Source organism: Rhodococcus sp. P4_F3_2 (assembly GCF_056401335.1).
The window spans coordinates 249,971-275,103 of record NZ_JBFUJN010000005.1 but is presented as its reverse complement, the minus strand read 5'-3'; the positions used below and the strand labels follow the sequence as shown (position 1 = coordinate 275,103).

Annotated in this window: 18 protein-coding genes and 1 tRNA gene; 8 read left to right on the top strand and 11 right to left on the bottom strand. The window is 63.7% G+C overall.

Translation table 11 applies throughout. The features are described from left to right. The first annotated feature begins 103 nt into the window (after window positions 1-103). Both AC1DWA_RS07615 and AC1DWA_RS07610 read left to right on the top strand, forming a co-directional pair. Window positions 104-1,471: an FAD-binding oxidoreductase gene (locus AC1DWA_RS07615; RefSeq protein ID WP_024487653.1), complete on the top strand. Its 1,368-nt coding sequence runs from the start codon at window positions 104-106 to the stop codon at window positions 1,469-1,471. Window positions 1,472-1,577: 106 nt separating this feature from the next. Next, entirely contained in the window at window positions 1,578-2,426 is an 849-nt protein-coding gene (locus AC1DWA_RS07610; RefSeq protein WP_477846519.1) for a TauD/TfdA family dioxygenase, read from the top strand. Window positions 2,427-2,433: 7 nt separating this feature from the next. Here AC1DWA_RS07610 and AC1DWA_RS07605 read toward each other — a convergent pair whose 3' ends face one another. Together AC1DWA_RS07605 and crgA are read right to left on the bottom strand one after the other, a co-directional pair. Beyond that, window positions 2,434-2,925, bottom strand: a complete 492-nt coding sequence (locus AC1DWA_RS07605; protein ID WP_133728225.1) for a PH domain-containing protein — start codon at window positions 2,923-2,925, stop codon at window positions 2,434-2,436. A 107-nt stretch (window positions 2,926-3,032) separates the two neighbouring features. Beyond that, window positions 3,033-3,296: a cell division protein CrgA gene (crgA, locus tag AC1DWA_RS07600; protein ID WP_019746229.1), complete on the bottom strand. Its 264-nt coding sequence runs from the start codon at window positions 3,294-3,296 to the stop codon at window positions 3,033-3,035. A 102-nt stretch (window positions 3,297-3,398) separates the two neighbouring features. On the opposite strand from crgA, the gene AC1DWA_RS07595 reads away from it, so the two are divergent. Continuing rightward, window positions 3,399-4,112: a DUF881 domain-containing protein gene (locus AC1DWA_RS07595; RefSeq protein WP_020905624.1), complete on the top strand. Its 714-nt coding sequence runs from the start codon at window positions 3,399-3,401 to the stop codon at window positions 4,110-4,112. A 22-nt stretch (window positions 4,113-4,134) separates the two neighbouring features. Further along, window positions 4,135-4,800 carry an aminodeoxychorismate/anthranilate synthase component II gene (locus AC1DWA_RS07590; RefSeq protein WP_003942537.1) on the top strand — a complete coding sequence of 222 codons (666 nt, stop codon included), beginning with the start codon at window positions 4,135-4,137 and terminating at the stop codon, window positions 4,798-4,800. A gap of 57 nt (window positions 4,801-4,857) precedes the next feature. Here AC1DWA_RS07590 and pknB read toward each other — a convergent pair whose 3' ends face one another. From pknB to AC1DWA_RS07555, 7 genes are all read right to left on the bottom strand, one after another. Beyond that, window positions 4,858-6,783: a Stk1 family PASTA domain-containing Ser/Thr kinase gene (gene pknB / locus AC1DWA_RS07585; protein ID WP_347872427.1), complete on the bottom strand. Its 1,926-nt coding sequence runs from the start codon at window positions 6,781-6,783 to the stop codon at window positions 4,858-4,860. Next, a complete protein-coding gene (locus AC1DWA_RS07580; RefSeq protein WP_477916556.1) occupies window positions 6,780-8,138 on the bottom strand; it encodes a protein kinase domain-containing protein in 1,359 nt (452 codons plus the stop codon). The genes pknB and AC1DWA_RS07580 overlap by 4 nt, the downstream gene beginning before the upstream one ends. Before the next feature lie 3 nt (window positions 8,139-8,141). Then, window positions 8,142-9,608, bottom strand: a complete 1,467-nt coding sequence (locus AC1DWA_RS07575) for a peptidoglycan D,D-transpeptidase FtsI family protein (protein ID WP_007735774.1) — start codon at window positions 9,606-9,608, stop codon at window positions 8,142-8,144. Then, the gene (locus AC1DWA_RS07570) at window positions 9,605-11,056 is read right to left on the bottom strand and encodes an FtsW/RodA/SpoVE family cell cycle protein (RefSeq protein ID WP_003943414.1); all 1,452 of its coding nucleotides are present in this window, start codon (window positions 11,054-11,056) and stop codon (window positions 9,605-9,607) included. The genes AC1DWA_RS07575 and AC1DWA_RS07570 overlap by 4 nt, the downstream gene beginning before the upstream one ends. Continuing rightward, window positions 11,056-12,480 (bottom strand): PP2C family protein-serine/threonine phosphatase, encoded by a 1,425-nt coding sequence (locus AC1DWA_RS07565; protein WP_070796696.1) that lies wholly within the window; start codon window positions 12,478-12,480, stop codon window positions 11,056-11,058. The genes AC1DWA_RS07570 and AC1DWA_RS07565 overlap by 1 nt, the downstream gene beginning before the upstream one ends. Continuing rightward, window positions 12,477-12,941, bottom strand: coding sequence for an FHA domain-containing protein FhaB/FipA (locus AC1DWA_RS07560; protein ID WP_003943418.1), 465 nt, complete (start codon window positions 12,939-12,941; stop codon window positions 12,477-12,479). Before AC1DWA_RS07560 ends, AC1DWA_RS07565 begins: the two co-directional genes overlap by 4 nt. Window positions 12,942-13,127: 186 nt before the next feature. Further along, window positions 13,128-14,546 (bottom strand): DUF3662 and FHA domain-containing protein, encoded by a 1,419-nt coding sequence (locus AC1DWA_RS07555; RefSeq protein WP_477846518.1) that lies wholly within the window; start codon window positions 14,544-14,546, stop codon window positions 13,128-13,130. Between the two features lie 254 nt (window positions 14,547-14,800). On the opposite strand from AC1DWA_RS07555, the gene AC1DWA_RS07550 reads away from it, so the two are divergent. Beyond that, window positions 14,801-14,886: transfer RNA gene (locus AC1DWA_RS07550), tRNA-Leu, on the top strand. Between the two features lie 51 nt (window positions 14,887-14,937). Here the strand turns inward: AC1DWA_RS07550 and AC1DWA_RS07545 are convergent. Further along, entirely contained in the window at window positions 14,938-15,279 is a 342-nt protein-coding gene (locus tag AC1DWA_RS07545) for a hypothetical protein (RefSeq protein ID WP_477846517.1), read from the bottom strand. A gap of 737 nt (window positions 15,280-16,016) precedes the next feature. Here AC1DWA_RS07545 and AC1DWA_RS07540 point away from each other — a divergent pair. Further along, window positions 16,017-16,517 carry a hypothetical protein gene (locus AC1DWA_RS07540; protein ID WP_477846516.1) on the top strand — a complete coding sequence of 167 codons (501 nt, stop codon included), beginning with the start codon at window positions 16,017-16,019 and terminating at the stop codon, window positions 16,515-16,517. Between the two features lie 399 nt (window positions 16,518-16,916). On the opposite strand, the gene AC1DWA_RS07535 is transcribed toward AC1DWA_RS07540, so the two are convergent. Further along, on the bottom strand, window positions 16,917-18,356 hold the full coding sequence (locus AC1DWA_RS07535; RefSeq protein WP_477846515.1) for a phytoene desaturase family protein: 1,440 nt from the start codon (window positions 18,354-18,356) through the stop codon (window positions 16,917-16,919). A 557-nt stretch (window positions 18,357-18,913) separates the two neighbouring features. Here AC1DWA_RS07535 and gltB point away from each other — a divergent pair. Both gltB and AC1DWA_RS07525 read left to right on the top strand, forming a co-directional pair. Continuing rightward, window positions 18,914-23,512 (top strand): glutamate synthase large subunit, encoded by a 4,599-nt coding sequence (gltB, locus tag AC1DWA_RS07530; RefSeq protein ID WP_020968012.1) that lies wholly within the window; start codon window positions 18,914-18,916, stop codon window positions 23,510-23,512. Next, complete coding sequence (locus AC1DWA_RS07525) at window positions 23,505-24,956, top strand: glutamate synthase subunit beta (RefSeq protein ID WP_020968013.1); 1,452 nt, start codon at window positions 23,505-23,507, stop codon at window positions 24,954-24,956. The genes gltB and AC1DWA_RS07525 overlap by 8 nt, the downstream gene beginning before the upstream one ends. Window positions 24,957-25,133 lie beyond the last annotated feature (177 nt).

Genomic DNA, 25,133 nt, shown 5'->3' with positions numbered 1-25,133 from the left:
TTGTCAGGCCAACGATGAGTATGGAGAGAATGTCCATACGGTTTCCGGTTTCTCGGAGTAAATCTACATGGGGTGGTGTAGCCGCCGTCACTATCGTGGAGGCATGACACTCCTCGAGGCGCTCGGCTCGCAGATCGATGCGGATCGACTGATCACCGACCCCGACATCATGGCGAGCTACATCCACGACGACGCCGAGTGGGCTCCCTACGAGATGCCCGTCGCCGTGGTCCGTCCGCGCACAGCCGAGCAGGTACAGACAGTTGTGCAGGCGTGCATCGCCCACGGTGCGCCCGTCGTCACGCGCGGCGCAGGCACCGGTCTGTCGGGTGGAGCCAACGCAGTCGCCGGCGGCGTCGTGATCGCCTTCGACGCGATGAACGCGATCAAGGAGATCAACACCCTCGAGCGTTTGGCCGTGGTCGAACCCGGGGTAGTCAACGATCACCTCCGCGACGCGTGCGCCGAGCACGGCCTCTGGTATCCGCCCGATCCGGCGAGCGCACCCTGGTCGACGATCGGCGGCAACGTCGCGACCAATGCCGGGGGCCTGTGTTGCGTCAAGTACGGCGTCACCAAGGACTACGTGCTGGGCATGCAGGTGGTTACCGGAACCGGTGAGCTGGTTCGGCTCGGGCGTCGAACTGCCAAGGGAGTGGCTGGGTTTGATCTCTCCGCGCTCATGGTCGGCTCCGAAGGCACTCTCGGGGTGATCACCGAGGTAACCGTCAAGCTACGTCCTCAGCGCGATCCCGAGCGCACCATCGTCGGATACTTCGACTCCATCGTTGCTGCGGGCAAGGCAGTCGAAGCCGTCGCGGCAGACGGGCTCACGCCGTCGGCCCTCGAGCTGATCGATCGACAGTGCCTGCTTGCCGTCGACGCCTGGAAGAACATGGGCCTCTCGGCCGACGCCGAGGTGGTTCTGCTCGGCCGCATCGACACACCGGGTGAGATCGGCGACGCCGAAGCCGAGCGAATGTTGGCCTGTTTCAACCGTTCCGGGGCAACCTGGAGCGCCAGATCCACCGACCAGGAGGAGGCTGACGCTCTGTTCTCCGCCCGGCGTCTGGCATACCCCGCCCTCGAGCGGCTCGGCCCGGTGCTCACCGAGGACATCTGCGTCCCCAAGGCAGCGGTCCCGGAGATGCTGGCACGGATCGAGGCCATCTCGGCCCGGCACGACACTCACATCGCGAACATCGCGCACGCGGGTGACGGCAACCTGCATCCGCTGCTGATCACGCCACACGACGACGAAGCGGCGCGGAGGCGTGCTCAGGCGGCTTTTGCCGAGATCATCGACAATGCCCTCGAGTTGGGCGGAACCGTCACCGGTGAACACGGCGTCGGCCTACTGAAGATGGGTGGCCTGGCACAGGAACTGTCACCGGCCGTCGTCGCGATGCATCATGCAATCAAGGGCGCACTCGACCCTCACGGAATCATGAACCCGGGCAAGGTGATTTGAAAGGCTGGCTCCGTAACCGAATCGGTTTCCGGAGTTACGCCGTCGAAATGACGAGTTCCTACGCTCGAGTTGAACCGTTTGGCGAACTCGACGTATGGAGTGATGAATGTTCTCTTCCGATTTGACGCTGGCAAGTGTTGTTCCGCGGCGCGTGGACACGGTCGAGGCCGTCCGGGCGGCAATCGCGCTGGACGGCGCCGCGGTCTTCGGTGGGCTGCACACCGAGGAAGGTGCCATTGCTTTCGCGTCGAAGTTGCTCGGTGAGAAGTGCATTCGCGTCGGCCGCCAGTTCGAGGCGAGCGCCAGAAGTCAGGATGCCGAAGCCGCTGTCGTCGACACGCAACCGGTGGACGAACGCGGCCGCAAGCGCTCGTTCGGTATCTCCGGCGAGCGGATGACCGCCCACAACGATGGTTTTGCTTTCGGCGATTACGCTCCCGATTACCTGTTTCTGTGGTGCAAGCGCCCGGCGTACCCGAGTGGCGGCGACTCGTTTCTCATCGACGCGGTCAAACTGACGCGATTGCTCGCCTTCGATCCCGCAACAACGGAGCTGGCCGAATTCTGTTGGAGCACAGACATCGACCATTCGGAACCGAACTTCCCGCAGAACACATTTGCGCCGATCGCCCGGACGGTGCCGAGCGGACGCAACCAGGTTCGGTACCACCCGTACCTCGCGCCGATCGCCGGCGAATCGGAAGAAGCGCAGTGGCCGCTGGTGAAGCAGTGGAGTGAGGCCGTGATTCACGTGCGAGACAGCGGGCCGATGTTCCGTGCCGAAGCCGGCGAGATGATCTGCATCGACAACTACCGGGTGCTTCACGGCCGCGACGGGTACACCGACCCCGGCCGTGAGCTGTACTCGATCTGGGGATGGTCGAGCGACGCCGTCGCGGTGCCGCAGCAGGCACTCGACATCGTGCAGCCGGACCTCGCGGCACTGGCCATGTAACCCGCGCTTACTTCTCGGGCGGCACCAAACCGTGGACGGTAAGCACGTCCAGGACGTCCTCCGGCGTCGTACCGAGATCCCAGCGTCCGAAGATCAACAGCTTCTCCGTGTCGGTGGGCCGGTCGACGATGTCGATCTCGAGCATCGGCACGCGTCGACCCAGACGCGGGTAGCGGACGAGACGCACGCGGTCGATCTGTTCGCGGGTGAACGTGTGGCGGGCGCGCAATCGCTGCACCGCGATCGACTTGGTTCCTGCGTTGTCGATCACCGCCAGGCGGGGGCGCTGACGCAGGGCGAGGCCGCCCATCACGAACAGCCCGATCACCGCGAAGGCGAGCAGGAAGCGTCCGGCAGGCTCCGTGGGCGCGATTATCGAGGCGATCGCGAGGGCAATTCCGCCGCCGAACATCGCGTAGACAACACCCATCGGAGTGGCCCACGAGACGACCTCGGTGGCGTTGTCACGAGGCTGTGGATGAAATTCATCCTCGAGCATGTGGATAACTTCCTAGGTTGTCCACAGGAGTTATCCACAATGGGGATGAATGACACCCATGTAATTGAGAGACGGTCACGATCCGAGCCGAATCAGATAATCGCTGGTCAGCGCCATCTCATTGTCATCACAAGGCCCACAACCATGAAACCGAAGCCGACGAGGAAGTTATAGTTTCCCAAGTCGTTCATCCACGTGATCGAATCCGCGGCCAAGTAGTACACAATCAACCACGCCAGGCCGAGAAGCATGAATCCGAGCATCACGGAGACGTACAACGTGCTCGACGGACCCATCTTCACCTTCACCGGAGTGCGGTTTGCTGGGTTGACTGTGTAGTCGTTCTTCTTACGGACCTTCGACTTGGGCATGGCGTCCTCGCTCTACGGTGTGACCTGCATGTGTTACCTACACGCTAACGTAGCTGTGTCCAGTTGGTCACCGGCCGACCTGCACAATCCGGGAGGAGCCACGTGTCTTCGGGTGAATCTTCACGAACTGTCTGGCACATCGGTGTACTTGCCGTCTGCCTGGTAGCCGGTCTGATGGTCGCTACGGCGCAGAGATCCGCCGAGGAAAATCAGCTTCAGGTCACCGAAAGCACCAGGCTCTCCGATCTGGTCCGCAGTGCACAGGCCAACGCCGAAAAAGTTTCGGCCGACCGGGACGAACTTGCCGCTCAGCTCGATTCGCTGCAGGAAGACGCCGCTCGGTCCGACGCCGGCGTGGCCGCCGCTCTCGGTGACATCAAGAACATCTCCGCCGACGCGGGACTGACGGAGATGACCGGCCCCGGCGTCGTGGTCACCATGACGGACGCCCCGCGCAACGCCGAAGGCAAGTATCCGGTCGACGCCACCCCGGACGACCTCGTCGTGCATCAGCAGGACGTCCAGAGCGTGCTGAACGCACTGTGGGCTGGCGGGGCCGAAGCGGTGGGCATGCAGGACCAACGGATCATCAGTACGTCGGCGCCGCGGTGCATCGGAAACACCCTCCTTCTTCACGGCCGTACCTACAGCCCGCCGTACGTGATGAGCGCGATCGGCGATGTTGCGCGCCTCGAGGCGGCACTCGCTGCCGAACCGGGCATTCGGATCTACAAGCAGTACGCGACCCGCTTCGGCCTCGGGTACACGCAGGCGACGCCGTCGCAGATCACGGTCCCCGCCTATACCGGCGGATAGCACGGGCGTTTACCCTGCTCTCATGAGGATTCTCGTCGTCGACAACTACGACAGCTTTGTGTTCAACCTGGTGCAGTACCTCGGCCAGCTCGGAACCGAAGCCGTGGTCTGGCGCAACGACGATCCACAACTGACGGCAGACCTCGAGGGTGCAGTAGCGCAGTTCGACGGCATTCTCCTGAGTCCGGGCCCCGGAACTCCGCAGCGCGCGGGAGCGACGATGGATCTGGTGAAGGTCTGCGCCGACACCAAGACCCCGCTGCTCGGCGTCTGCCTCGGACACCAGGCGATCGGTGCGGCTTTCGGCGGAACCGTCGACCGCGCACCCGAACTGCTTCACGGCAAGACGAGTCTGGTTCACCACAAGGACGTCGGCGTCCTGGCCGGGCTGCCCGATCCGTTCACCGCTACCCGCTACCACTCGCTGACGGTTCTCGAGGACACCATTCCCGAGGAACTCGAGGTGACCGCACACACCGAGAGCGGCGTCGTGATGGCGATGCGTCACCGCGAACTGCCGATTCACGGCGTCCAGTTCCACCCCGAGTCCGTACTCACTCAGGGTGGGCACCGGATGCTCGCGAACTGGCTCGCAGTCTGCGGTGAGGCGCCCCCGGAAGGGCTCGTCGCAGCCCTCGAGGCCGAGGTCGCGTCGGCGCTCGGTGGCGCATTGCCCGCAATTCTCTGACACCTGTCCACAAAAAAGTGCCTCCCGGAAATCTCCGGGAGGCACTTTTTCACTCTGCTAGCGGCCGGGGATTCCGAGCGCTCCGACGCTGACGGTGATGACCGCGTCCTTGGAGATCTCCGAGCCCGGAGGCTGCGTCTGCGAGACGATCTTGCCCACCATCTCCGGGGTGAGCGTCGTGCTCTGGTTCTGCACCAGCTGCGATGCAGTTCCCGCCCAGCCGGCTGCGCGAAGCGTGGTCAACGCCTCGGACACCGTCTTGTTGGTCAGATCAGGCATCGCGACCTGGTTGCCGTTGGACACTCGCAGCGTCACGGTCGAACCCTTGGTGGCCGACGTGCCGCCGGTCGGGTCGGTCGAAACGACCTGTCCCTTCGGCAGTCCCGAATCGATCTCCGTGATCTGGACGACGAACCCGGCACCTTCGATGTTGGGCCTCGCCACCTCTTCACGCTGACCGGTCACATCGGGGACACGAACCTGCTCCGGACCGGTGCCGACGGTGATCGAGACCGCAGAATCGAGAACAACCGACACTCCGACGGCCGGGTCCTGATTGACGATCTTGTCGACCTCGGCAATGGTCGACGCGGCCTTGCCGATGGTCGGATCAAGTCGGAGTCCGACGGAGTTGAGCTTCTTCTCGGCGTCGTCCTGGCTCAGGCCGGTCAGGCGCGGGATCGCGACCTGCTCGGGGCCGGTGGACACGTCGATGGTGACGGTGCTGCCCTTCTCGATGCGCACCCCGGCAACCGGACGCGTCGTGATGACGTTTCCGGCAGCGATCACCTTGTCCGTCTTCTGCTGACGCTCCACCTGGAATCCGGCGTTGGTCAGCGTCGCCTCGGCGACGTCGGCGGGCTGGTTGGTCAGGTCACCCGGAACGGTCACCATCTCGACCTTCGGCGAGTTCACCCGGATCAGGAAGAACGTCACCAGACCGATCACCAGAAGTGCCGCGATGCCCATCAGGGCGTAGCGTCCGCCCTTCTTCTTGGCGGGCGGCTCGGCGGCGCGAGTTGTCCTCGCAGGAACCGGCTCGACCGGATCGGGAGCAGTGCGGTAGTTCCCGGTGTCGGAGCCGACGGCGCCGAGGATGGTGGTGCGATCCTCGTCGTTCATCACCATCGGAGCACTCGGACGCTGACCGCCCAGAACGCGTACCAAGTCGCTGCGCATGTCGCCGGCGCTCTGGTAGCGGTTGGCCGGGTTCTTGCTCATCGCCTTGAGAATGATCGAATCCAGCTCGCGCGGAATGTCGGGATTGATCTCCGACGGCGTCTGCGGATCCTCACGAACATGCTGGTACGCCACGGCGACCGGTGAATCACCCTTGAAGGGCGGCTCGCCCGTCAGAATCTCGAACAGCACGCAACCGAGTGAGTAGACGTCCGAACGTGCGTCCACCTGCTCACCTCGCGCCTGCTCCGGCGAAAGGTACTGAGCGGTGCCGATCACGGCGGCCGTCTGCGTCATCGGGCTCGACGCGTCGGAAATGGCACGCGCGATACCGAAGTCCATCACCTTCACGGCGCCGGCACGGTTGATCATGATGTTGGCGGGCTTGACGTCGCGGTGCACGATGCCGTTGCGGTGGCTGAAGTCCAAAGCGGCACAGACGTCCGCGATCACTTCCATCGCCTTGCGCGGAGCCATCGGCCCGGTGCTGCGCACGATGTCACGCAACGTGTCGCCGTCGACGTACTCCATGACGATGTACGGCAGCGGCCCGGCGTCGGTCTCGGCTTCACCGGTGTCGTAGACGGCCACGATCGCCGGATGGTTCAGCGCAGCAGCGTTCTGCGCCTCACGACGGAACCGCAAGTAGAACGTGGGATCGCGCGCGAGGTCTGCACGCAGCACCTTGATCGCGACGTCGCGGCTGAGTCGAAGGTCGCGCGCCAGGTGAACCTCGGACATTCCGCCGAAGCCGAGAATCTCACCCAGCTCGTAGCGGGAGGAGAGATTGCGGGGTGTCGTCATTGGTCTTGTCCTAGCGGTTCTTCAGCGTCTCCGGGATCCGCCAACGGCYCAGTGGTCGTTGTGGTCGTCGTTGTCGTCGTGGTGGTGGTTGTGGTCGTCGGAGTTGTTGTGGTCGTGGTCGGCGTTGTCGTGGTGGTTGTCGGCTCGGTCGTGGTTGTCGTCGGCCGAGTCGTCGTTGTTGTCGGCTCGGTGGTCGTCGTTGTCGGCCGAGTCGTCGTGGTGGTGGGCTTGGTCGTCGTGGTGGTCGGCAACGTCGTGGACGTGACGACGGGCGGCGTCGGGTCGCTCGGACCGTCGGTTGCGATCCAGACTCCGCCGATGATCAACGCCAACAAGATCAATCCGCCGCCGGCCCATGCCACGGCCTTCTGCCCACTGGTCATTCCGCCGGCTGCCGCGTCGTCCGTTGCAGCTGCGCCCGTCACCGGGCCCGCGTACGTCGGCGGCATGACCTGCGTGGCACCCGTTGCCGGCAACGCGCTCGCGGCACCGGTGGCGAGCAGACCGGGCGGCGGTGGACGCCTTCCTGCCCGAACGGCTGCAACGGCGTCGGCGAACTCGCCGCCACTGGCGTAGCGGCCGGCCGGATCCTTGGTCAACGTGATGTCGATGAGCTCGCGGATGTTCGGCGGCAGGTCGGCCGGCATCGGCGCCGGGGTTTCCTGCACGTGCTTCATCGCGACGGTCAGCGCGCCGTCACCGGTGAACGGGCGTCGACCCGAAAGTGCTTCGTATCCGACGATTCCCAGCGAGTACACGTCGCTCGCCGCGGTCGCGTCCTGACCGAGGGCCTGCTCGGGCGCGATGTACTGGGCGGTGCCCATCACCATTCCCGTGCGCGTGACAGGAGAGTTCTCGACGGCCTTGGCGATGCCGAAGTCCGTGATCTTCACCTGGCCAGTAGGCGTGATGAGGATATTGCCCGGCTTCACGTCGCGGTGCACGACACCGGCGTCGTGTGCGACCTGCAGGGCGCGGCCGGTCTGCTCGAGCATGTCGAGGGCATGCGGAACCGCCAGGCGGCCGACGCGTGCCAGGACGGCGTTGAGCGGTTCACCGTTGACGAGTTCCATCACCAGGTACGCCGTGGAATCACCCGAGCTGTCACGGGTCTCGCCGTAGTCGTAGATTCCGGCGATACCGGGATGGTTGAGCTGCGCGGTGGTGCGGGCCTCGAAGCGGAAGCGCTCCAAGAACTCCGGATCGGAAGAGAACTCGGACTTGAGTACCTTGACGGCGACGCGACGGTTGAGCCGGGAGTCGGTGGCTTCCCACACCTGACCCATCCCACCGGTGGCGATGAGACGGATCAATCGGTAACGATCGGCGATCAAAGCGCCGTTGTTCAACGCCACGGTTCAGCCCCCTTGGATTCCGGCTGCGATGACTGCACGACCGATCGGCGCAGCAACCGAGCCACCGGTAGCGGCGAGTCCGCGGTCACCACCGTTCTCGACGATGACGGCCACGGCGACCGTCGGATTCTGCGCCGGTGCAAAAGCGATGTACCACGCGTGCGGCGGGGTTTCCCGCGGGTTCACGCCGTGCTCGGCGGTACCGGTCTTGGAGGCGATCTGAACGCCGGGGATCTTGCCGTCGCCGCCGGTGAAGTTCTCCGAGCCGATCATCAGATCGGTCAGCGTGGCCGCAACTGCTGGCGAGATCGCCTGACCCATCGACACCGGTGACGGTGTACTGAGATCGGTCAGATCGGGTGCCTGCAACTGGGAGATCAGGTTGGGCTGCATCCGCACACCACCGTTGGCGACGGTAGCGGCGATCACTGCATTCTCGAGCGGGGTCACCGCGACGTCGCGCTGGCCGATACTGGTCTGGCCGAGAGCCGCGTCGTCGGAGATGTCGCCGACGGTGCTGTCTGCAACCGGCAGCGGGATCGCGGGAGTGTTGGGTCCGATGCCGAAGGCGCTGGCCTCGTCCTTGATGGCGTCGGCGCCGTCCTTGATGCCCAGTTCGACGAAAGCCGTGTTGCACGAGCGCGCAAACGCGTCACGCAACGACGCCGTCGGGTTGGGGCCGCAGGTGCTGCCGTTGTAGTTCTCGAGGGTCGTGCTGGTGCCGGGCAGCGTGATCTGCGGAGCCGCGGTCAGCTGGTCGTCCGGCGTCGCACCGTTGCCAAGAGCTGCGGCCGTGGTGAGCACCTTGAACGTCGAACCGGGAGGGTAGGTCTGCGAGATCGCGCGGTTGACCAACGGATCGTTGGGATCGGCGTTGAGCTCGTCCCACGCCTTCGTGGTTTCGGCGCCGTCGTGGCTGGCAAGCAGGTTCGGGTCGTAGCTCGGAGTGCTGACCATCGTCAGGATGCGTCCGGTGCTCGGCTCGATGGCGACGACGGAACCGGTGTAGCCCTTGCTGGTCAGCTGGTCGTACGCCACCTGCTGCATGGCCGGATTGAGCGTCGTGACGACGTTGCCGCCGCGCGGATCGCGTCCGGATACAAGGTCGAAGAAGCGCTGGCTGAACAGCCGGTTGTCCGAGCCGTTGAGAATCGGATCCTCGGTGCGCTCGAGGCCGGCGCTGCCGTACTGCATCGAGTAGAAACCGGTGACCGGTGCGTACGGGTACGGATTCGGATACTCGCGCAGGTACTTGTACCGGTCGTCGGTGGCGCGGGAGGCGGCAAGCACCTGACCGGAAGCCGAGATCTGACCTCGCTGGCGTGAGTACTCGTCGAGCAGCACCCGCGAGTTGCGCGGGTCGGCTCGCAGGTCGTCAGCTTTGATGACCTGTACGTACGTGGCGTTGGCGAGGAGCGCGACAACCATCACCATGACGGCCATCGCGACGCGGCGCAGTGGAGTGTTCATACGCGCGGCATCATCTCGGTATTGGCGTCAGCGATTGGGGGCGGACCTTTCTTCTTCGTCACTACCGGCGCACGAGCCGCGTCCGAGATCCGGACGAGGATGGCCAGCAGTAGGTAGTTCGCGAGCAGCGACGAGCCGCCGTACGACATGAACGGTGTTGTCAGACCCGTCAGTGGGATCAGTTTGGTGACGCCGCCGACGACAACGAAGATCTGGATCGCGATCGTGAACGACAGACCGGCGGCGAGCAGCTTGCCGAAGCTGTCGCGCACTGCCAACGCCGTACGCAGGCCGCGCACGATGAGAAGCAGGAACAGCATCAGCACAGCGGCCAGGCCGATCAAGCCGAGCTCTTCGCCGATGGTCGCGATGATGAAGTCCGTCTTCGCGAACGGCACCTGGTTGGGTCGGCCACTGCCCAGACCTGTTCCGGCGATACCACCGGTGGCCAGGCCGAACAGCGATTGCGAGATCTGATAACCGGTGTTGGCGTAGTCGCCGAGCGGGTCCAGCCAGGTGTCGACGCGCACGCGTACGTGGCCGAACATCTTGTAGGCGAAGAAGAATCCGATGGCGAGCAGTCCGCCGCCGATCACCAGCCAGCCCACACGTTCGGTCGCGATGTAGAGCATCACCAGCACGGTGCTGAAGAGCAGCAGCGACGTACCGAGGTCGGTTTCGAAGACGAGCACACCCACCGAGACGATCCAGGCGAGCAGGATCGGGCCCAGGTCGCGGGCACGCGGAAAGTCCATGCCCAGGAAGTGTTTACCGGCCGAGGTGAACAGGTCGCGCTTCGCGACGAGCACGGACGCGAAGAAGATGATGAGCAGGATCTTCGCGAACTCACCTGGCTGAATGCTGAATCCGGGCAGGCGAATCCAGATTTTTGCGCCGTTCACGCTCGAGAACTTCGCCGGCAGGATCGCAGGAATCGCCAGGAACACCAGGCCCGCGAGGCCGAGCGTGTAGCTGAACCGCGCCATCAGGCGGTAGTCCTTCAAGAACACGAGCAGCAACACGAAACCGGTGATCGCCAGTGCAGTCCACATGACCTGCTGGTTCGCATCCGGTGACGGTGCCTCGACGCCGTTGTAGAGCGCTGTCTGTTCGTCGGCGAGGTCGAGTCGGTGGATGAGCACCAACCCCAGGCCGTTGAGCAGGGCGACGATCGGCAGCAGCAGCGGATCGGCGTACGGCGCATACCGTCGAATTGCCAAGTGCGCGATCAGGAACAAGCCCGTGTACGCGAGCGCGTACTTGGCGAGGTCCAGCGTGATCTTCTGTTCCTGGCTCGCCTCGACGAGCAGAAGCGAGACCGTCGTGATGATGACGGCAAAGCCGAGGAGCAGCAGCTCCACGTTTCGGCGGGTCGACTGGACCGGCGCCGGGGCAAAACCTCCGGGCGGACTCGGAAAAGCCGTCCCCGCAGCTGCGTTGGACGACATCAGTTGACCGTCCTGCAAGTCTGACCGGGAATGTCGGTCGGCGTAGGCGTAGTCGTGGGTGCTGCCGTCGTCGGCGTGGCCGGCTCAGCGGGCGGCGCAGGAGCCGGAGTGGTCTCCGGTGCAGGCGGGGGAGTGGGCGCTGCTGTCGTTGTCGGAACCGGCTCACAACGAGGAAGCAGATCGCCGCCGATGAGTCGGATCATCTGGCTCTGCGCATCTTCACGCTTGCCGGACGGCAGCCCGGCGCGCACCTGCTCCTGCGCCGACGGCTGCAGATCGGTGACCTCGAGGATGTTGCAGTTGCTGGGAATCGCGTCGGGGGAGACGAGAGTGAGGACGTCGTCGTCGCCGACGCAACCCACCAGATCCGCGTCTTGCAGCGAGTAGCCGAGCACCGAACCGGGGATTCCGCGCAGCACAGTCACGCGGCCGTTGTCTTCGCCGACGTAGTAGTTGTTGCGGATGACGGCGCGGCCGATCACGGCGCCGACGCCGACCAGCGCGATCAGCACCACGGCGAGGACCACCCACCACAACCGGTTCCGCTTCTTCTTCGGTTCCGGTTCGGGTTGGGAGACAACTCGCTTGGGCGTCGCGCGCGGCGGACGCATGGCAGCGGCGCGGCCGGCAGCGGTGTTGGGGGGAGGGGAGTCCTCTTCCTCTTCCGTCGACGCGGCACCCGCGACGATGGGATGAGACTGGCCGTAATCGAGGTCGATGACATCGGCGACGACGACGGTGACGTTGTCGGGACCGCCGCTGCGCAGCGCCAATTCGATGAGACGATCGGCGCACTGCTCCTGCGAGCCCTCGCGCATCGTGTTCTCGATGGTCTCGTCGCTGACCACGTCGGAGAGGCCGTCGGAGCAGAGCAGGTAACGATCGCCGGCGCGAGCTTCGCGCACGGTGAGCGTCGGCTCGATCTCGTTGCCGGTCAACGCCCGCATGATCAGGGATCGCTGCGGGTGCGTGTGTGCCTGTTCGGCGGTGATCCTGCCCTCGTCGACCAGCGACTGAACGAACGTGTCGTCGCGGGTGATCTGCGTCAGGTGATCGTCACGCAGCAGGTAGGCGCGCGAGTCGCCGATGTGCACGAGTCCGAGCTTGCTGCCGGAGAAGAGGATTGCGGTGAGCGTGGTGCCCATGCCGTCGAGTTCGGGCTCTTCCTCGACGTGATCGGCGATGGAATCGTTGCCCTCGCGGGTGGCTGCCTCGAGCTTGCCGAGCAGATCCTCGCCGGGCTCGTCGTCGTCGAGATGCGCCAGAGCGGCAATCATCAACTGTGACGCGACCTCACCGGCCGCGTGCCCGCCCATACCGTCGGCCAAGGCCAGCAGACGGGCACCGGCGTACACGGAATCTTCGTTGTTGGAGCGCACGAGACCGCGGTCGCTGCGCGCCGCGTAGCGGAGAACAAGGGTCACGGGCGTAGCTCGATTACCGTCTTGCCGACGCGAACCGGAGTGCCCAGCGGCACGCGCACCGCAGTTGTGACCTTGGCGCGGTCCAGATAGGTGCCGTTGGTCGAACCGAGATCCTCGACGTACCAGTCGGCGCCGCGCTGCGAGAGCCGCGCATGGCGCGTCGACGCGTAATCGTCGGTGAGAACGAGCGTCGAATCATCGGCGCGGCCGATCATGACCGGCTGAGAACCCAGGGTGATGCGGGTACCGGCGAGGGCGCCCTGCGTGACCACCAGGTACCGAGGCACCTTCGCCTTGCCCAGCGAGGGCAGGACCTTTCCGGCGCGGGTGTACCGCGGCGGAACCCTGACCCCGGAGCCGGCATAGATGTCGGAGCGGAGAGTGCGGAGGACTGCCCAGACGAACAGCCACAGTAGGAGCAGGAAGCCCGCCCGTGTGAGTTGCAGAATCAGGCCCTGCACGGCTGTCCACCTCCTTCTATGGCTCGAGCCCCGCCGCAGCGGGGTTCGAGCATTGTCGACTGGCAGCATCATAGGGGGCTCTGGGCCCCGAAGATCACGATACTGACAGCCGCGTGACGGCGGCGCGCCGACGGACCGCCGAATGTTCGATTGTTATCGGAAAAATCCTGGCGTCCGTTTCTCAGCTCAGAGAATGCGAACCAGAATCTCCGAGTGACCTGCTCGAATGATGTCGCCGTCTGCCAGCTGCCAGTCCTGGACCGGTGCTCCGTTGACGGTGGTGCCGTTCGTGGATCCCAAATCGGACAGCATCGCGGTGCGGCCGTCCCAACGGATGTCGATGTGGCGACGTGAGACGCCCGTGTCCGGGAGGCGGAACTGGGCTTCCTGGCCGCGGCCGATGACATTGCTGCCGTCGCGAAGCTGGAAGTGGCGTCCGCTGCCGTCCTCGAGCTGCAGGGTTGCCGTCAGGCTCTGGGCCGTCGGTGCGTAACCGCCCTGCGGCTGGGCGTAGCCCTGCTGCGGGTAGGCCTGCGTCTGCTCGAAGTTGCCGCCCTGCTCGTAGCCGGCCTGCTCGTACGGCTGCTGTGTGTACGCCTGCTGGTCGTAGCCGCCCTGCTGGTAGCTCTGCTGGTCGTAGCCCGGCTGATCGTAGGACTGGCCGTTGTAGGGCTGCTGGTAACCCTGCTGTTCGTAGCCGCCCTGCTGGTAGCCCTGCTGGTCGTACCCACCCTGGTACGCCTGCTGGCCGTAGCCCTGCTGGTCGTACGGCTGCTGCTGGTAACCCTGCTGGTCGTAGCCGCCGCCCTGCTGGTCATAGCCCTGCTGGTCGTAACCGGCCTGCTCGTACGGCTGCTGCTGGTTCGGGTACGCCTGCTGGTCGTAGCCACCCTGCTGCTGGTTGTAGCCCTGCTGGTCGTCGCCCGTGCGGTAGCCGTCGCCGCGGTCGTAACCGTTCTGGTACGGCGCTTCCTGGCCCTGCGGAGCGGCGTAACCGCCGTCGTCGTGGGAGTACCCGTTCCGTGCCGGCTGCTGCGGTTCGGGCTGGCGACCCGCCGGTTCGCGGCTTGGTTCGTAGCCTGAGTTCTGCGTCATGGGGCCGGCTCCTGGTTGTGACGGGACTGGATTGGAAACAGGGGGAACAATCGGTGCGGGTCGCTGAGGCGGCCGTTGTGGAGGCCGCGACGAAACCTGCGGAACATGCGACGGCGGTGATGCCTGCTCGGCGTCACCATCCGGGTCGACGGTTCCGCGGGTGCGGAACTGACCGGTGTGGAGCGTAGGCGAAGGCTCGAATGTGACCGAGATATCGCCGTACGTCTGCCAACCCTGATCGCGGATGAAATCCTGCAGGTGTCGGCTGAAAGCCTTTGTCGTCAGTTCGCGATCAGCTGCCAACTCTTCGTGATCGGAGTTGTTGATGGTGATCACGTAGCTGTTGGGGGCGAGAAGGATTCCGCCGCCGAGGTGCTCGACGCGGTCACGTGCCTCCTGCTGGAGCGCCGCCTCTACTTCCTGCGGCACAACACCACCACCGAAGACCCGCGCGAATGCGTCGCCGACAGCTCCTTGGAGCTTTCGTTCGAAACGCTGCACGATGCCCATCGGGCCCTCCTCTCGCCTCGCATCTACGACGGCAAAATGCTCGGCAAGTAGCGCCGGCACCACCTTGTCGCGTGTCGTCCAAACTGCTGTACAGGTTCCACGGTACTGTCAAATGTCGCTTCGGCAGTACCTGGCCGCTGTTTCAGCATGGTATCGGTTCTGGGCTTTTGGGTGCTCGGTGTTCATCGATTCGTGCCTTGATCTGCACGAATAGAACTTTCAAAGTTTGTCGTGATAATGTTTCGGCGTTGCTCGGGCGAGTGGCGGAATGGCAGACGCGCTGGCTTCAGGTGCCAGTGTCCTTCGGGACGTGGGGGTTCAAGTCCCCCTTCGCCCACCACAAGACGAGGCCCCAACTCCTTTGAGTTGGGGCCTCGTTTTTTGTTGTCGGCTAACTGGTCGCAGCCTGAATGAAGCTCAGAACGAAGTCCAATGCGGTGCCCGCAAACGGGTCGCCGACTGGTTGAGTGGCCGCGGCGGGCGCAGTGATCTGAGGGTTCATCATCCCTGGCGGCAGTGTGCCGGGTGGGAGATTGATGATGGCGTTGATGTCGTAGATGGTGTTGTCGGGACCGTTGGTCACCGAGAACGAGATACTGCCGAAGTCGGCGACCGGAGTGTCGGCCGATGCAGTACCGACTGCACTGCCGAAGGTGATCGCGGCAGCGAGCGCGCCGACACCGAGGGCGGCGGTGGTCCGGGACAAACGAGTAGGCGTTGCGGGTCCATTCACAGATGTGCTCCCTTTCGTGGTGACAGCATCCGTCCGCGGGATGCCAAGCAGCCAGGAGATTGCAACCACTATCGAGGAAGATAACGGACATTCACCCCATGGCGGGGTGGTTCGCACGAAGTGCTCCGTCGTTCTGGAGTTGTCGGGATGGAGGTTTTCGACGGAGCGTCCAGACTTAACACAATCACTTGGTTCTTGTAATCACAGCCTGGATCGTGGGGCGACCACCCGCAGTACGCCGGCTATGAGAGCTATGGCAGCGGCGGCAGACTGAAGAATCATCAAAGATGCGATCGACACCATCGCGAGGCCGTCTTTCATCGAGAAAGTCGGTTTGCCGGACTGTATCTCCTCTCGTTCCCTTTTGACGATCCGGTGGTCTTCCTTGTCAGACCACTTCTGCCGCAATTGAGCTCGCGTGGCGCGATGGGCGGTGCTGTAGTGCCTTAACCGGGCGGACCAGACTGACTCTTCCTGCCGCTTGAGCTCACAGTCTGTTCGGGCGTATGCGCGTGCGTTGCGTCGCCGGCGCTCTGAACGTCGAGATTGAGGGTGCAACAAGATTAACTTTCCACTTCGAACAAGACGCTTTGAATACCGCTGTCGTGTAAGCGAAGGAGATCACTTTTCGACACAGTCTATGACGTCGATTTCCTCGCTAAATCTTGCAACTCGGGTTCCTGTCGGTAGCCCGTGCAATGGTGACATAAAGCATCCTCGTAAAGAAAGGAATACTCATGACCACCGTTACCGCGATCTTGGCGATTGCGACCGCGTTGCTCACGATTCTCGACTCGGCGCGTCGCTATATGGGAGGGTTCTTCTCCGACCGCTATGTCATGAAGCGTGTGGCCGATCGAATCGATTTTGAAGACGATCACCTCGCTGCCGCACAGCGGGTAGAGGCGGCGGGTTATCCCGACTTCGCTAATGAACTGCGGGAAGCGGGGCGCAAGGCGATCCCCCGACTGGTCGAGACATACCGTGATCGCCGCTCGCATAAGTCTACTTTTCTATTCGGCTATATTGCTGGCGTCCTCTTCGCAGTTGCCCTTATTGGTGGTGTCCTCACGAATTTAGCTGTAGATCGCTTTGAACAGCCGACACTCCACATGTGGCTGGCGAACGCAATCGCAGTCGGGTTTCTCCTATCGATTTTGGCTTATGGTGGAGCCTTCATCTGCTGGTTTCGGTCGCTGAATAGGGTGCAAGCACGCGTGGAATTACTGACGCGGTAACGCATTGGCGCCGCCCCGCCAGTTCTATGTGACAACGCACCCGGGGCATACGCTACTTGTCAATTGTGTTCGGCAAGTGAAACGCGGGCACTCGCAACATCTTGGTTCGCGCCGTCATGGGCGCTATGTCGCGCGGTGTCGGCATTGCCACTTGAGTCGATTTGCATAACAAGCCAGCTGTTCGCGCACGAGCGTTTTTCGCGGTAGCCCTGCTTTGAGGGATTCTTGAATTTCGTGACTCCGTGGATAGCATAAGCAAGCCGACGTCAATGCCTAACGACCACACTGCTCGACCCTTGCCGGAGTGACGGCTACGCGCAAATCCGAAGTCGACGATCATCCTGGTGGGTGACTCGCGAGTGAATGTTTGTCCGAAATGTCGTCCCCATCGGGGACGCCTCAACCCCGCGCCTTCAGCGCCACCCGCGCGGCATTGAACCCACCCATCCCGTGGACCCCGCCGCCCGGGGGAGTTGCGGACGAGCAGAGGTAGACGCCCTCAACCCCAGTGGCATAGGGGTTGAGCCCGAACCGGGGGCGCGCGATGATCTGCCGCGCAGTGTTCGCCCCCGCGGAGATGTCGCCACCCACGTAGTTGGGGTTGTACGCCTGCATCTGGGGCACATTGCGCACGTGGACGCCCACGATCCGGTCCCGGAACCCCGGCGCAAACCGCTCGATCTGACGCGTGATCGCATCGGTGGCGTCACCCGGATAGCCGTGCGGCACATGCGCATACGCCCACACTGGGTGGATGTCTCCGATGGAACGGGAGGGGTCGGCCAAGAACTGCTGGCCCAACAGAATGAAGGGCTTGTCCGGCATCTGACCCCGAACGGTCTGGCGTTCCACGGCAGCAGTTTCCGAAATCGTCCCGGACAGATGCAGGGTGCCGGCCTTGCGGGCATGCGGATTCGTCCACGGCACGACGCTTCCGTCGGAGTCACCACGCACGGCGTAGTCGACCTTGTACGCGGCGGTGCCGTAGCGGAATTTGCGGTAGGCCCGTGCAATGCGGTCGGGCTGCCGGCCGTCGAGCAGACGACCGGCCGCATCGGGGGCGATGTCGAGCATGACGATGTCGTAGTTGGCGATCTGGGAGTAGTTGGTGACCCAGTTCCCGGTTTCGATGGTGCCACCGAGGCTGCGCAGGATCGAGGCGAGCGCCTCCGCAATTGATCCTGAACCACCTTGTGCCACAGGCCAACCGTGAGCATGGGCTCCAGCAGTGAGCATCGAGCCGACAGCACTGGAGAGTGGAAGGGTCAGCGTCCCGAACATGTGCGCCGCGACGCCACCGAACAGCGCCCGGGCCTGTGGGGTCTTGAACATCCGAGCGAAACCCGTCGCGGGAAGCAGAGCGCCCGTCCCGAAACGCGCGAGCATCAGCGGGTGCTTCGGGAGATGCACGATCGGCTGGAAGACGTCCTGCACCAACTCGTCGAAGTTCTCGGAGATGTATCCGAAGACGTCGAGCCAGCGCTTACCGTCGGCACCCAATCCGTCAGCGGTCCGGTTGATGTCGCGCCACAGAACCCCGGCGGTGCCGTCGTCGAGTGGATGGACCAGATCGATCTCGGGCCACAGCCACGTCAGGCCATGCTTGGCGAGGCCGAATTCGCGGTCGAGTTCCTTGAAGTAGGGAGAAGCCAAAGCGGTGGGATGGAAGGCTGAGCAATCGTCGTGGACGAGTCCGTCGACTATGTATTCGCTGCTGCGGGTACCGCCGCCGATCTTGTCCGCACCCTCGATGACATGGACGTCGATTCCGGCGCGGGCGAGTTCGATCGCCGCCGCGAGACCGTTGGGGCCACTGCCCACCACTACTGCTGTTGTCATTTGCTCTTCGCCACCCGTCTTCTCAAGGGTGAGCCTACGGAAATTACAGCGATGGCATTCTGCGAGCAAACAATTCAGGCCTAGACCTTGGTTGATCGATCAACTTTTGTTACAGTTCGAGGCGCACTGGCCGCAGCTGATTCTTATCGCTGCGGCCAGTTGTTGCATTTCATCGCCCATCGCGCCTGTTTCCTGCGGATTCGGTATCCTGTGAATCGGAACTTCTCTGCACAGACGCAGCTCCGAAATCTGTCGAGGGACCTTCTGGCTCCCTGCATCGCCGCAGTTCAGAGCAATTATAGGGCTACCTTAGTTGCGCCCGTGCCGGGGTTCTGAATTATCGTTTTCGTTACACGGTTGACTCACAAAAGTTTCAACCGACCGAAGACTCACGTCGCCGGGTGCCAGAACGCACACCATCGCGTCTGCGCAGGGCGGCTACTTCGGTGGTACCGAACACATCGTCGTGTCGGTGCTTTGAAGGACTTGCATTGCAAGTTGATGGCCATCAGCGCTGCTGGTCGTCGGTGCATCTTTATGGCATACGAAGGCTGGGTATGAAGCAACTTCCAGGCCCCCAGGGCCTCTATCACCCGTCCAATGAGCACGACTCCTGTGGAGTCGCATTTGTTGTCGACATGCATGGTCGCCGCAGCAGGGACATCGTCGAAAAGGCGATCACCGCTCTGGTCAACCTCGAGCATCGCGGCGCTGCCGGATCAGAACCCAACACGGGTGACGGTGCGGGCATTCTGCTGCAGGTTCCCGACAAGTTCTTCCGAGCTGTCGTGGACTTCGCGCTGCCCGCCGAAGGCGCGTACGCAACCGGTATCGCATTCCTCCCGCAGGGCGACGCCGATGCACACGAGGCTGCTGCTGCAGTCGAGAAGATCGTCGTCGAAGAGGGCCTGAAGGTTCTCGGCTGGCGCGAGGTCGGAACCGACGACTCCTCGCTTGGCGCATTGGCGCGCGACGCGATGCCGACGTTCCGTCAGATCTTCATCGGCTCCGAGGGTGACAAGTACACCGGCATGGATCTCGAGCGTCGTGCATACGTGGTGCGTAAGCGCACCGAGCACGAACTCGGCTCCGAAGGCGCCGGCAAGGGTGGCCCGGGTAGCGAGACCGTGTACTTCCCCAGCTTGTCCGGCCAGACGTTCGTCTACAAGGGCATGCTCACCACCCCGCAGCTCAAGGGTTTCTACCTCGATCTGCAGGACGATCGTGTCGAGAGCGCACTCGGACTCGTCCACTCGCGCTTCTCCACCAACACGTTCCCGTCGTGGCCGCTGGCGCACCCGTTCCGCCGGGTCGCTCACAACGGTGAGATCAACACCGTCACCGGCAACGAGAACTGGATGCGCGCTCGCGAGTCCCTCATCGACAGCGACGTCTTCGGTGGCCGCGAGAACCTGGACAAGATCTTCCCGATCTGCACCCAGGGCGCCAGTGACACCGCTCGTTTCGACGAGGTGCTCGAGATGCTGCACCTCGCCGGCCGCAGCCTGCCGCACGCAGTTCTCATGATGATCCCGGAAGCCTGGGAGAAGCACGAGAGCATGGACCCCGCTCGTCGGGCGTTCTACGAGTACCACTCGGCTCTCATGGAGCCCTGGGACGGACCGGCGTCGGTGTGCTTCACCGACGGCACCGTCATCGGCGCCGTGCTGGACCGCAACGGTCTGCGTCCGTCGCGTCTGTGGATCACCGAAGACGGCCTCGTCGTCATGGCGTCGGAGGTCGGCGTTCTGCCGATCGATCCGTCCACCGTGGTCCGCAAGGTCCGCCTCCAGCCCGGCCGCATGTTCCTCGTGGACACCGCGCAGGGCCGGGTCATCAGCGACGACGAACTCAAGTCCGAACTCGCTGCCGAGCACCCGTACCAGCAGTGGATCGACGAAGGTCTGATCCACATGGACGACCTGCCGGACCGCCCGTACACGTACATGTCGCACGAGCGCGTCGTTCTGCGTCAGCAGCTCTTCGGTTTCACCAGCGAAGAGGTCAACCTGCTGGTCAAGCCGATGGCACTCTCCGGTGCCGAGGCACTGGGCTCGATGGGTACCGACACTCCGATCGCCGTGCTCTCGTCACGTCCCCGGATGCTGTTCGACTACTTCTCGCAGCTCTTCGCTCAGGTCACCAACCCGCCTCTCGACGCGATTCGTGAAGAGGTTGTCACCAGCCTCGGCGCGACCATCGGCCCCGAGGGCGACCTGCTGCACCCGAATGCGGACTCCTGCAAGCAGATTGCGCTCCCGCAGCCGATCCTGCACAACGACGATCTGTCGAAGCTCGTTCACGTCAACGACGACGGCGAATTCCCGGGCTTCCGCAGCGTCGTGATCCGCGGCCTGTATCCCGTCAAGGAAGGCGGCGACGGTATCCGTCGTGCGCTCGAGGGCATCAAGTACCAGGTCTCGCAGGCAATCGAGGGTGGCGCACGCATCGTGGTGCTCTCGGACCGCGAGTCCACCGAGGACTACGCGCCGATCCCGTCGCTGCTCCTCACCTCGGCAGTGCACCACCACCTGGTTCGTGAGAAGTCGCGCACCAAGGTCGGTCTCATCGTCGAGGCCGGCGACGCCCGCGAGGTGCACCACATGGCGCTCCTCATCGGCTTCGGTGCCGCAGCGGTCAACCCGTACATGGCTTTCGAGACCATCGACGAGTTCCTGCAGAACAAGGAACTCGAGGGCCTGACCCTCGAGAAGGGCATCGCGAACTACATCAAGGCAGCCGGCAAGGGTGTCCTGAAGGTGATGTCCAAGATGGGCATCTCGACGCTCGCGTCGTACACCGGTGCTCAGCTGTTCCAGGTCATCGGCCTCTCGCAGGAGCTGACGGACGAGTACTTCACCGGTCTGCAGTCGCAGCTCGGTGGCATCGGCCTCGACCAGATCGCAGCCGACGTCGAAGCACGTCACCGCATCGCGTACCTCGATCGCCCCGAAGAGCGCGCTCACCGCGAGCTCGAGGTCGGCGGCGAGTACCAGTGGCGTCGTGAAGGCGAGTACCACCTGTTCAACCCGGACACGGTCTTCAAGCTCCAGCACGCAACTCGCACAGGTCAGTACGAGGTGTTCAAGGAGTACACGACAATGGTCAACGACCAGTCGGAGCGCCTTGCCGCTCTGCGTGGTCTGTTCGACTTCAACATCGGCAAGCGGCCGTCGATCTCGATCGACGAGGTCGAGCCGGCCAGCGAGATCGTCAAGCGTTTCTCGACGGGTGCGATGAGCTACGGCTCCATCTCCGCCGAGGCTCACGAGACTCTCGCCATCGCGATGAACCGTCTGGGCGCCCGCTCCAATTCCGGTGAGGGCGGCGAACATCCGTCGCGCTTCACGCCGGACGAGAACGGCGATCTGCGACGCAGTGCCATCAAGCAGGTCGCGTCGGGACGCTTCGGTGTCACCTCGCACTACCTGAGCAACTGCACCGACATCCAGATCAAGATGGCGCAGGGAGCCAAGCCCGGTGAGGGCGGCCAGCTTCCGGCTCACAAGGTGTACCCGTGGGTGGCCGAGGTTCGGCACTCCACGCCTGGCGTCGGCCTGATTTCGCCGCCGCCGCACCACGACATCTACTCGATCGAGGATCTCGCTCAGCTGATCCACGACCTGAAGAATGCCAACCCGCAGGCCCGCATCCACGTGAAGCTGGTCTCCGAGGTCGGCGTCGGAACCGTCGCGGCCGGTGTCTCCAAGGCACATGCCGACGTCGTTCTGATCTCCGGTCACGACGGTGGCACCGGTGCCACCCCGCTGACCTCCGTCAAGCACGCGGGCGCACCGTGGGAGCTCGGCCTGGCCGAGACCCAGCAGACGTTGCTGCTCAACGGTCTTCGTGACCGCATCGTCGTGCAGGTCGACGGCCAGCTCAAGACGGGTCGCGACGTCGTCGTCGCTGCCCTGCTCGGCGGCGAGGAGTTCGGTTTCGCCACCGCACCGCTGGTGGTCTCGGGCTGCATCATGATGCGCGTCTGCCACCTCGACACCTGCCCCGTCGGTGTCGCGACGCAGAACCCGTTGCTGCGTCAGCGTTTCAGTGGCAAGCCGGAATTCGTCGAGAACTTCTTCATGTTCATCGCCGAAGAGGTTCGCGAGCTTCTCGCGGAACTCGGTTTCCGCACGCTGCTCGAAGCAGTCGGCCAGGTCGACATGCTGGACACCACGCGCGCTCTCGATCACTGGAAGGGAAGCAAGGCAGGCAATCTCGATCTGTCGCCGATCCTGACCCAGGTCGAGTCCGCGTTCATGGACCAGGACGTCCACTGCACCGGCACACAGGATCACGGTCTCGACAAGGCACTCGATCAGCAGTTGATCGTTTCGGCCCGCAACGCACTCGACAAGGGTGAGGCGGTCTCGTTCGAGTCCGCGATCACCAACGTCAACCGCACGGTCGGCACCATGCTCGGCCACGAGGTCACCAAGGCGTTCGGTGGAGAGGGCTTGCCCGAGGGCACCATCGACATCACGTTCACCGGTTCCGCCGGTAACAGCTTCGGTGCTTTCGTGCCCAGCGGTATGACCCTGCGCCTGCACGGCGACGCCAACGACTTCGTCGGCAAGGGCCTCTCGGGTGGACGCATCGTCGTACGCCCGCCGCTCGATGCAGCGGAAGGCTTTGTCGCCGAGGACAACATCATCGGTGGCAACGTCATTCTGTTCGGCGCCACCAGCGGCGAGGCTCTGCTTCGCGGTGTCGTCGGCGAACGCTTCGCAGTCCGTAACTCCGGCGCCACTGCCGTCGTCGAGGGTGTGGGCGATCATGGTTGCGAGTACATGACGGGTGGAAAGGTGGTCATCCTCGGAGCCACCGGACGTAACTTCGGCGCCGGCATGTCCGGTGGCGTCGCGTACATCTACAACCCCGACAAGGCATTCGAGAAGAACCTCAACACCGAACTGGTGGACCTCGAGGATCTTTCGGGCGACGACTTCACCTGGTTGAAGAGCGTCATCGAACGTCATCGCGACGAAACCGGCTCCGAGGTTGCCACGCGCATCCTCGGCGACTGGTCGCAGCAGGTGGGTCACTTCGCAAAGGTGATGCCCCGCGACTACAAGAAGGTTCTTTTGGCCATCGCGGCCGCAGAGAAGGATGGCAAGAACGTGGACGAGGCAGTTATGGAGGCAGCTCGTGGGTGATCCAAGCGGCTTCCTGAAGCACACGTCGCGCGAACTTCCGGTTCGCCGGCCGGTGCCGTTGCGCCTGCTCGACTGGAAAGAGGTCTACGAGGAGTTCCCGAAGGAAACCCTCCAGACCCAAGCCAGCCGTTGCATGGACTGCGGAATTCCTTTCTGTCACAACGGTTGCCCTCTCGGAAACTTGATCCCCGAGTGGAACGACCTGGTCTTCAAGGACCACTGGCACGACGCCATCGAGCGTCTGCACGCGACCAACAACTTCCCGGAGTTCACCGGTCGTCTGTGCCCCGCGCCCTGTGAGGCGTCCTGTGTCCTGGGCATCAACCAGGATCCGGTCACCATCAAGCAGGTCGAGGTCGAGATCATCGACAAGGCCTTCGACGAAGGGTGGGTCAAGCCGGTTCGCGCCGCGCACGCCACCAACAAGAGGGTCGCAGTTGTCGGCAGTGGTCCGGCCGGTCTGGCTGCAGCGCAGCAGCTGACCCGCGCCGGTCACGCAGTGACGGTCTTCGAGCGGGCAGACCGCATCGGCGGCCTGCTGCGCTACGGCATCCCCGAGTTCAAGATGGAGAAGCGGCACATCGACCGCCGTCTCGAGCAGATGGAAGCCGAAGGCACTGTCTTCAAGACCAACGTCAATGTCGGCGTGGACATCACCGCGGACGAGCTGCGCGAGCAGTTCGACGCAGTGGTTCTGGCCGGCGGCGCCACCGCAGCTCGCGATCTGCCGATCCCGGGCCGCGAACTGGACGGCATCCACCAGGCGATGGAGTTCCTGCCGATCGCCAACCGCGTGCAGTTGGGTGACCTCGACGCTCCCACCATCACCGCTGAGGGCAAGAAGGTTGTCATCATCGGCGGCGGCGACACCGGAGCGGACTGCCTCGGCACCTCGCACCGTCAGGGCGCAGCCAGCGTGCACCAGTTCGAGATCATGCCGCGTCCCCCGGAGACTCGCGCCGAGCAGACTCCGTGGCCGACGTACCCGCTCATGTTCCGCGTGGCTTCGGCTCACGAGGAAGGCGGCGAGCGTCTGTTCTCCGTCAACACCGAGAACTTCGTCGGTGAAAACGGCAAGGTCACCGGACTCAAGGCTCACGAGGTCGAGATGAAGTCGGGTCGTTTCGAGAAGGTCGAGGGCTCGGACTTCGAGCTCGAAGCCGATCTCGTGCTCCTGGCAATGGGCTTCGTCGGTCCCGAGAAGCCGGGTCTGCTCACCGATCTCGGTGTCGACTTGAACGAGCGCGGCAACGTCGCCCGCACGTCGAAGTGGAACACCAACGTCGACGGCGTGTTCGTGGCCGGTGACATGGGCCGCGGTCAGTCCCTGATCGTCTGGGCCATCGCCGAGGGACGTTCCGCAGCAGCCGCTGTGGACACCTACCTCGAGGGTGTCACCGCCCTTCCGTCACCGATCCACCCGACAGCGGCTCCGCAGCGCTAGAGGCTCTTACAAAGCCGCACCCCATCGCATTCGGTGGGGTGCGGCTTTGTTTCTGCAAGTAGTTCGCACGATCTGTAACAAACCTTCATCAATCGTGCATCGGACAGACACAACGCCCAGACAGTATGATTCCGGAGCATCGATAGTGGTGTATGGGTTGCTTAAGTTAAATCAGGG

Excerpts from the sequence above, each read along its gene's own strand:
- AC1DWA_RS07590 (WP_003942537.1), top strand. The coding sequence starts at position 4,135 with ATGAGGATTCTCGTCGTCGACAACTACGACAGCTTTGTGTTCAACCTG.
- AC1DWA_RS07615 (WP_024487653.1), top strand. The coding sequence starts at position 104 with ATGACACTCCTCGAGGCGCTCGGCTCGCAGATCGATGCGGATCGACTG.
- AC1DWA_RS07610 (WP_477846519.1), top strand. The coding sequence starts at position 1,578 with ATGTTCTCTTCCGATTTGACGCTGGCAAGTGTTGTTCCGCGGCGCGTG.
- crgA (WP_019746229.1), bottom strand. The coding sequence starts at position 3,296 with ATGCCCAAGTCGAAGGTCCGTAAGAAGAACGACTACACAGTCAACCCA.
- AC1DWA_RS07575 (WP_007735774.1), bottom strand. The coding sequence starts at position 9,608 with ATGAACACTCCACTGCGCCGCGTCGCGATGGCCGTCATGGTGATGGTT.
- pknB (WP_347872427.1), bottom strand. The coding sequence starts at position 6,783 with ATGACGACACCCCGCAATCTCTCCTCCCGCTACGAGCTGGGTGAGATT.
- AC1DWA_RS07540 (WP_477846516.1), top strand. The coding sequence starts at position 16,017 with ATGACCACCGTTACCGCGATCTTGGCGATTGCGACCGCGTTGCTCACG.
- AC1DWA_RS07535 (WP_477846515.1), bottom strand. The coding sequence starts at position 18,356 with ATGACAACAGCAGTAGTGGTGGGCAGTGGCCCCAACGGTCTCGCGGCG.
- AC1DWA_RS07570 (WP_003943414.1), bottom strand. The coding sequence starts at position 11,056 with ATGTCGTCCAACGCAGCTGCGGGGACGGCTTTTCCGAGTCCGCCCGGA.
- AC1DWA_RS07605 (WP_133728225.1), bottom strand. The coding sequence starts at position 2,925 with ATGCTCGAGGATGAATTTCATCCACAGCCTCGTGACAACGCCACCGAG.
- AC1DWA_RS07555 (WP_477846518.1), bottom strand. The coding sequence starts at position 14,546 with ATGGGCATCGTGCAGCGTTTCGAACGAAAGCTCCAAGGAGCTGTCGGC.
- gltB (WP_020968012.1), top strand. The coding sequence starts at position 18,914 with ATGAAGCAACTTCCAGGCCCCCAGGGCCTCTATCACCCGTCCAATGAG.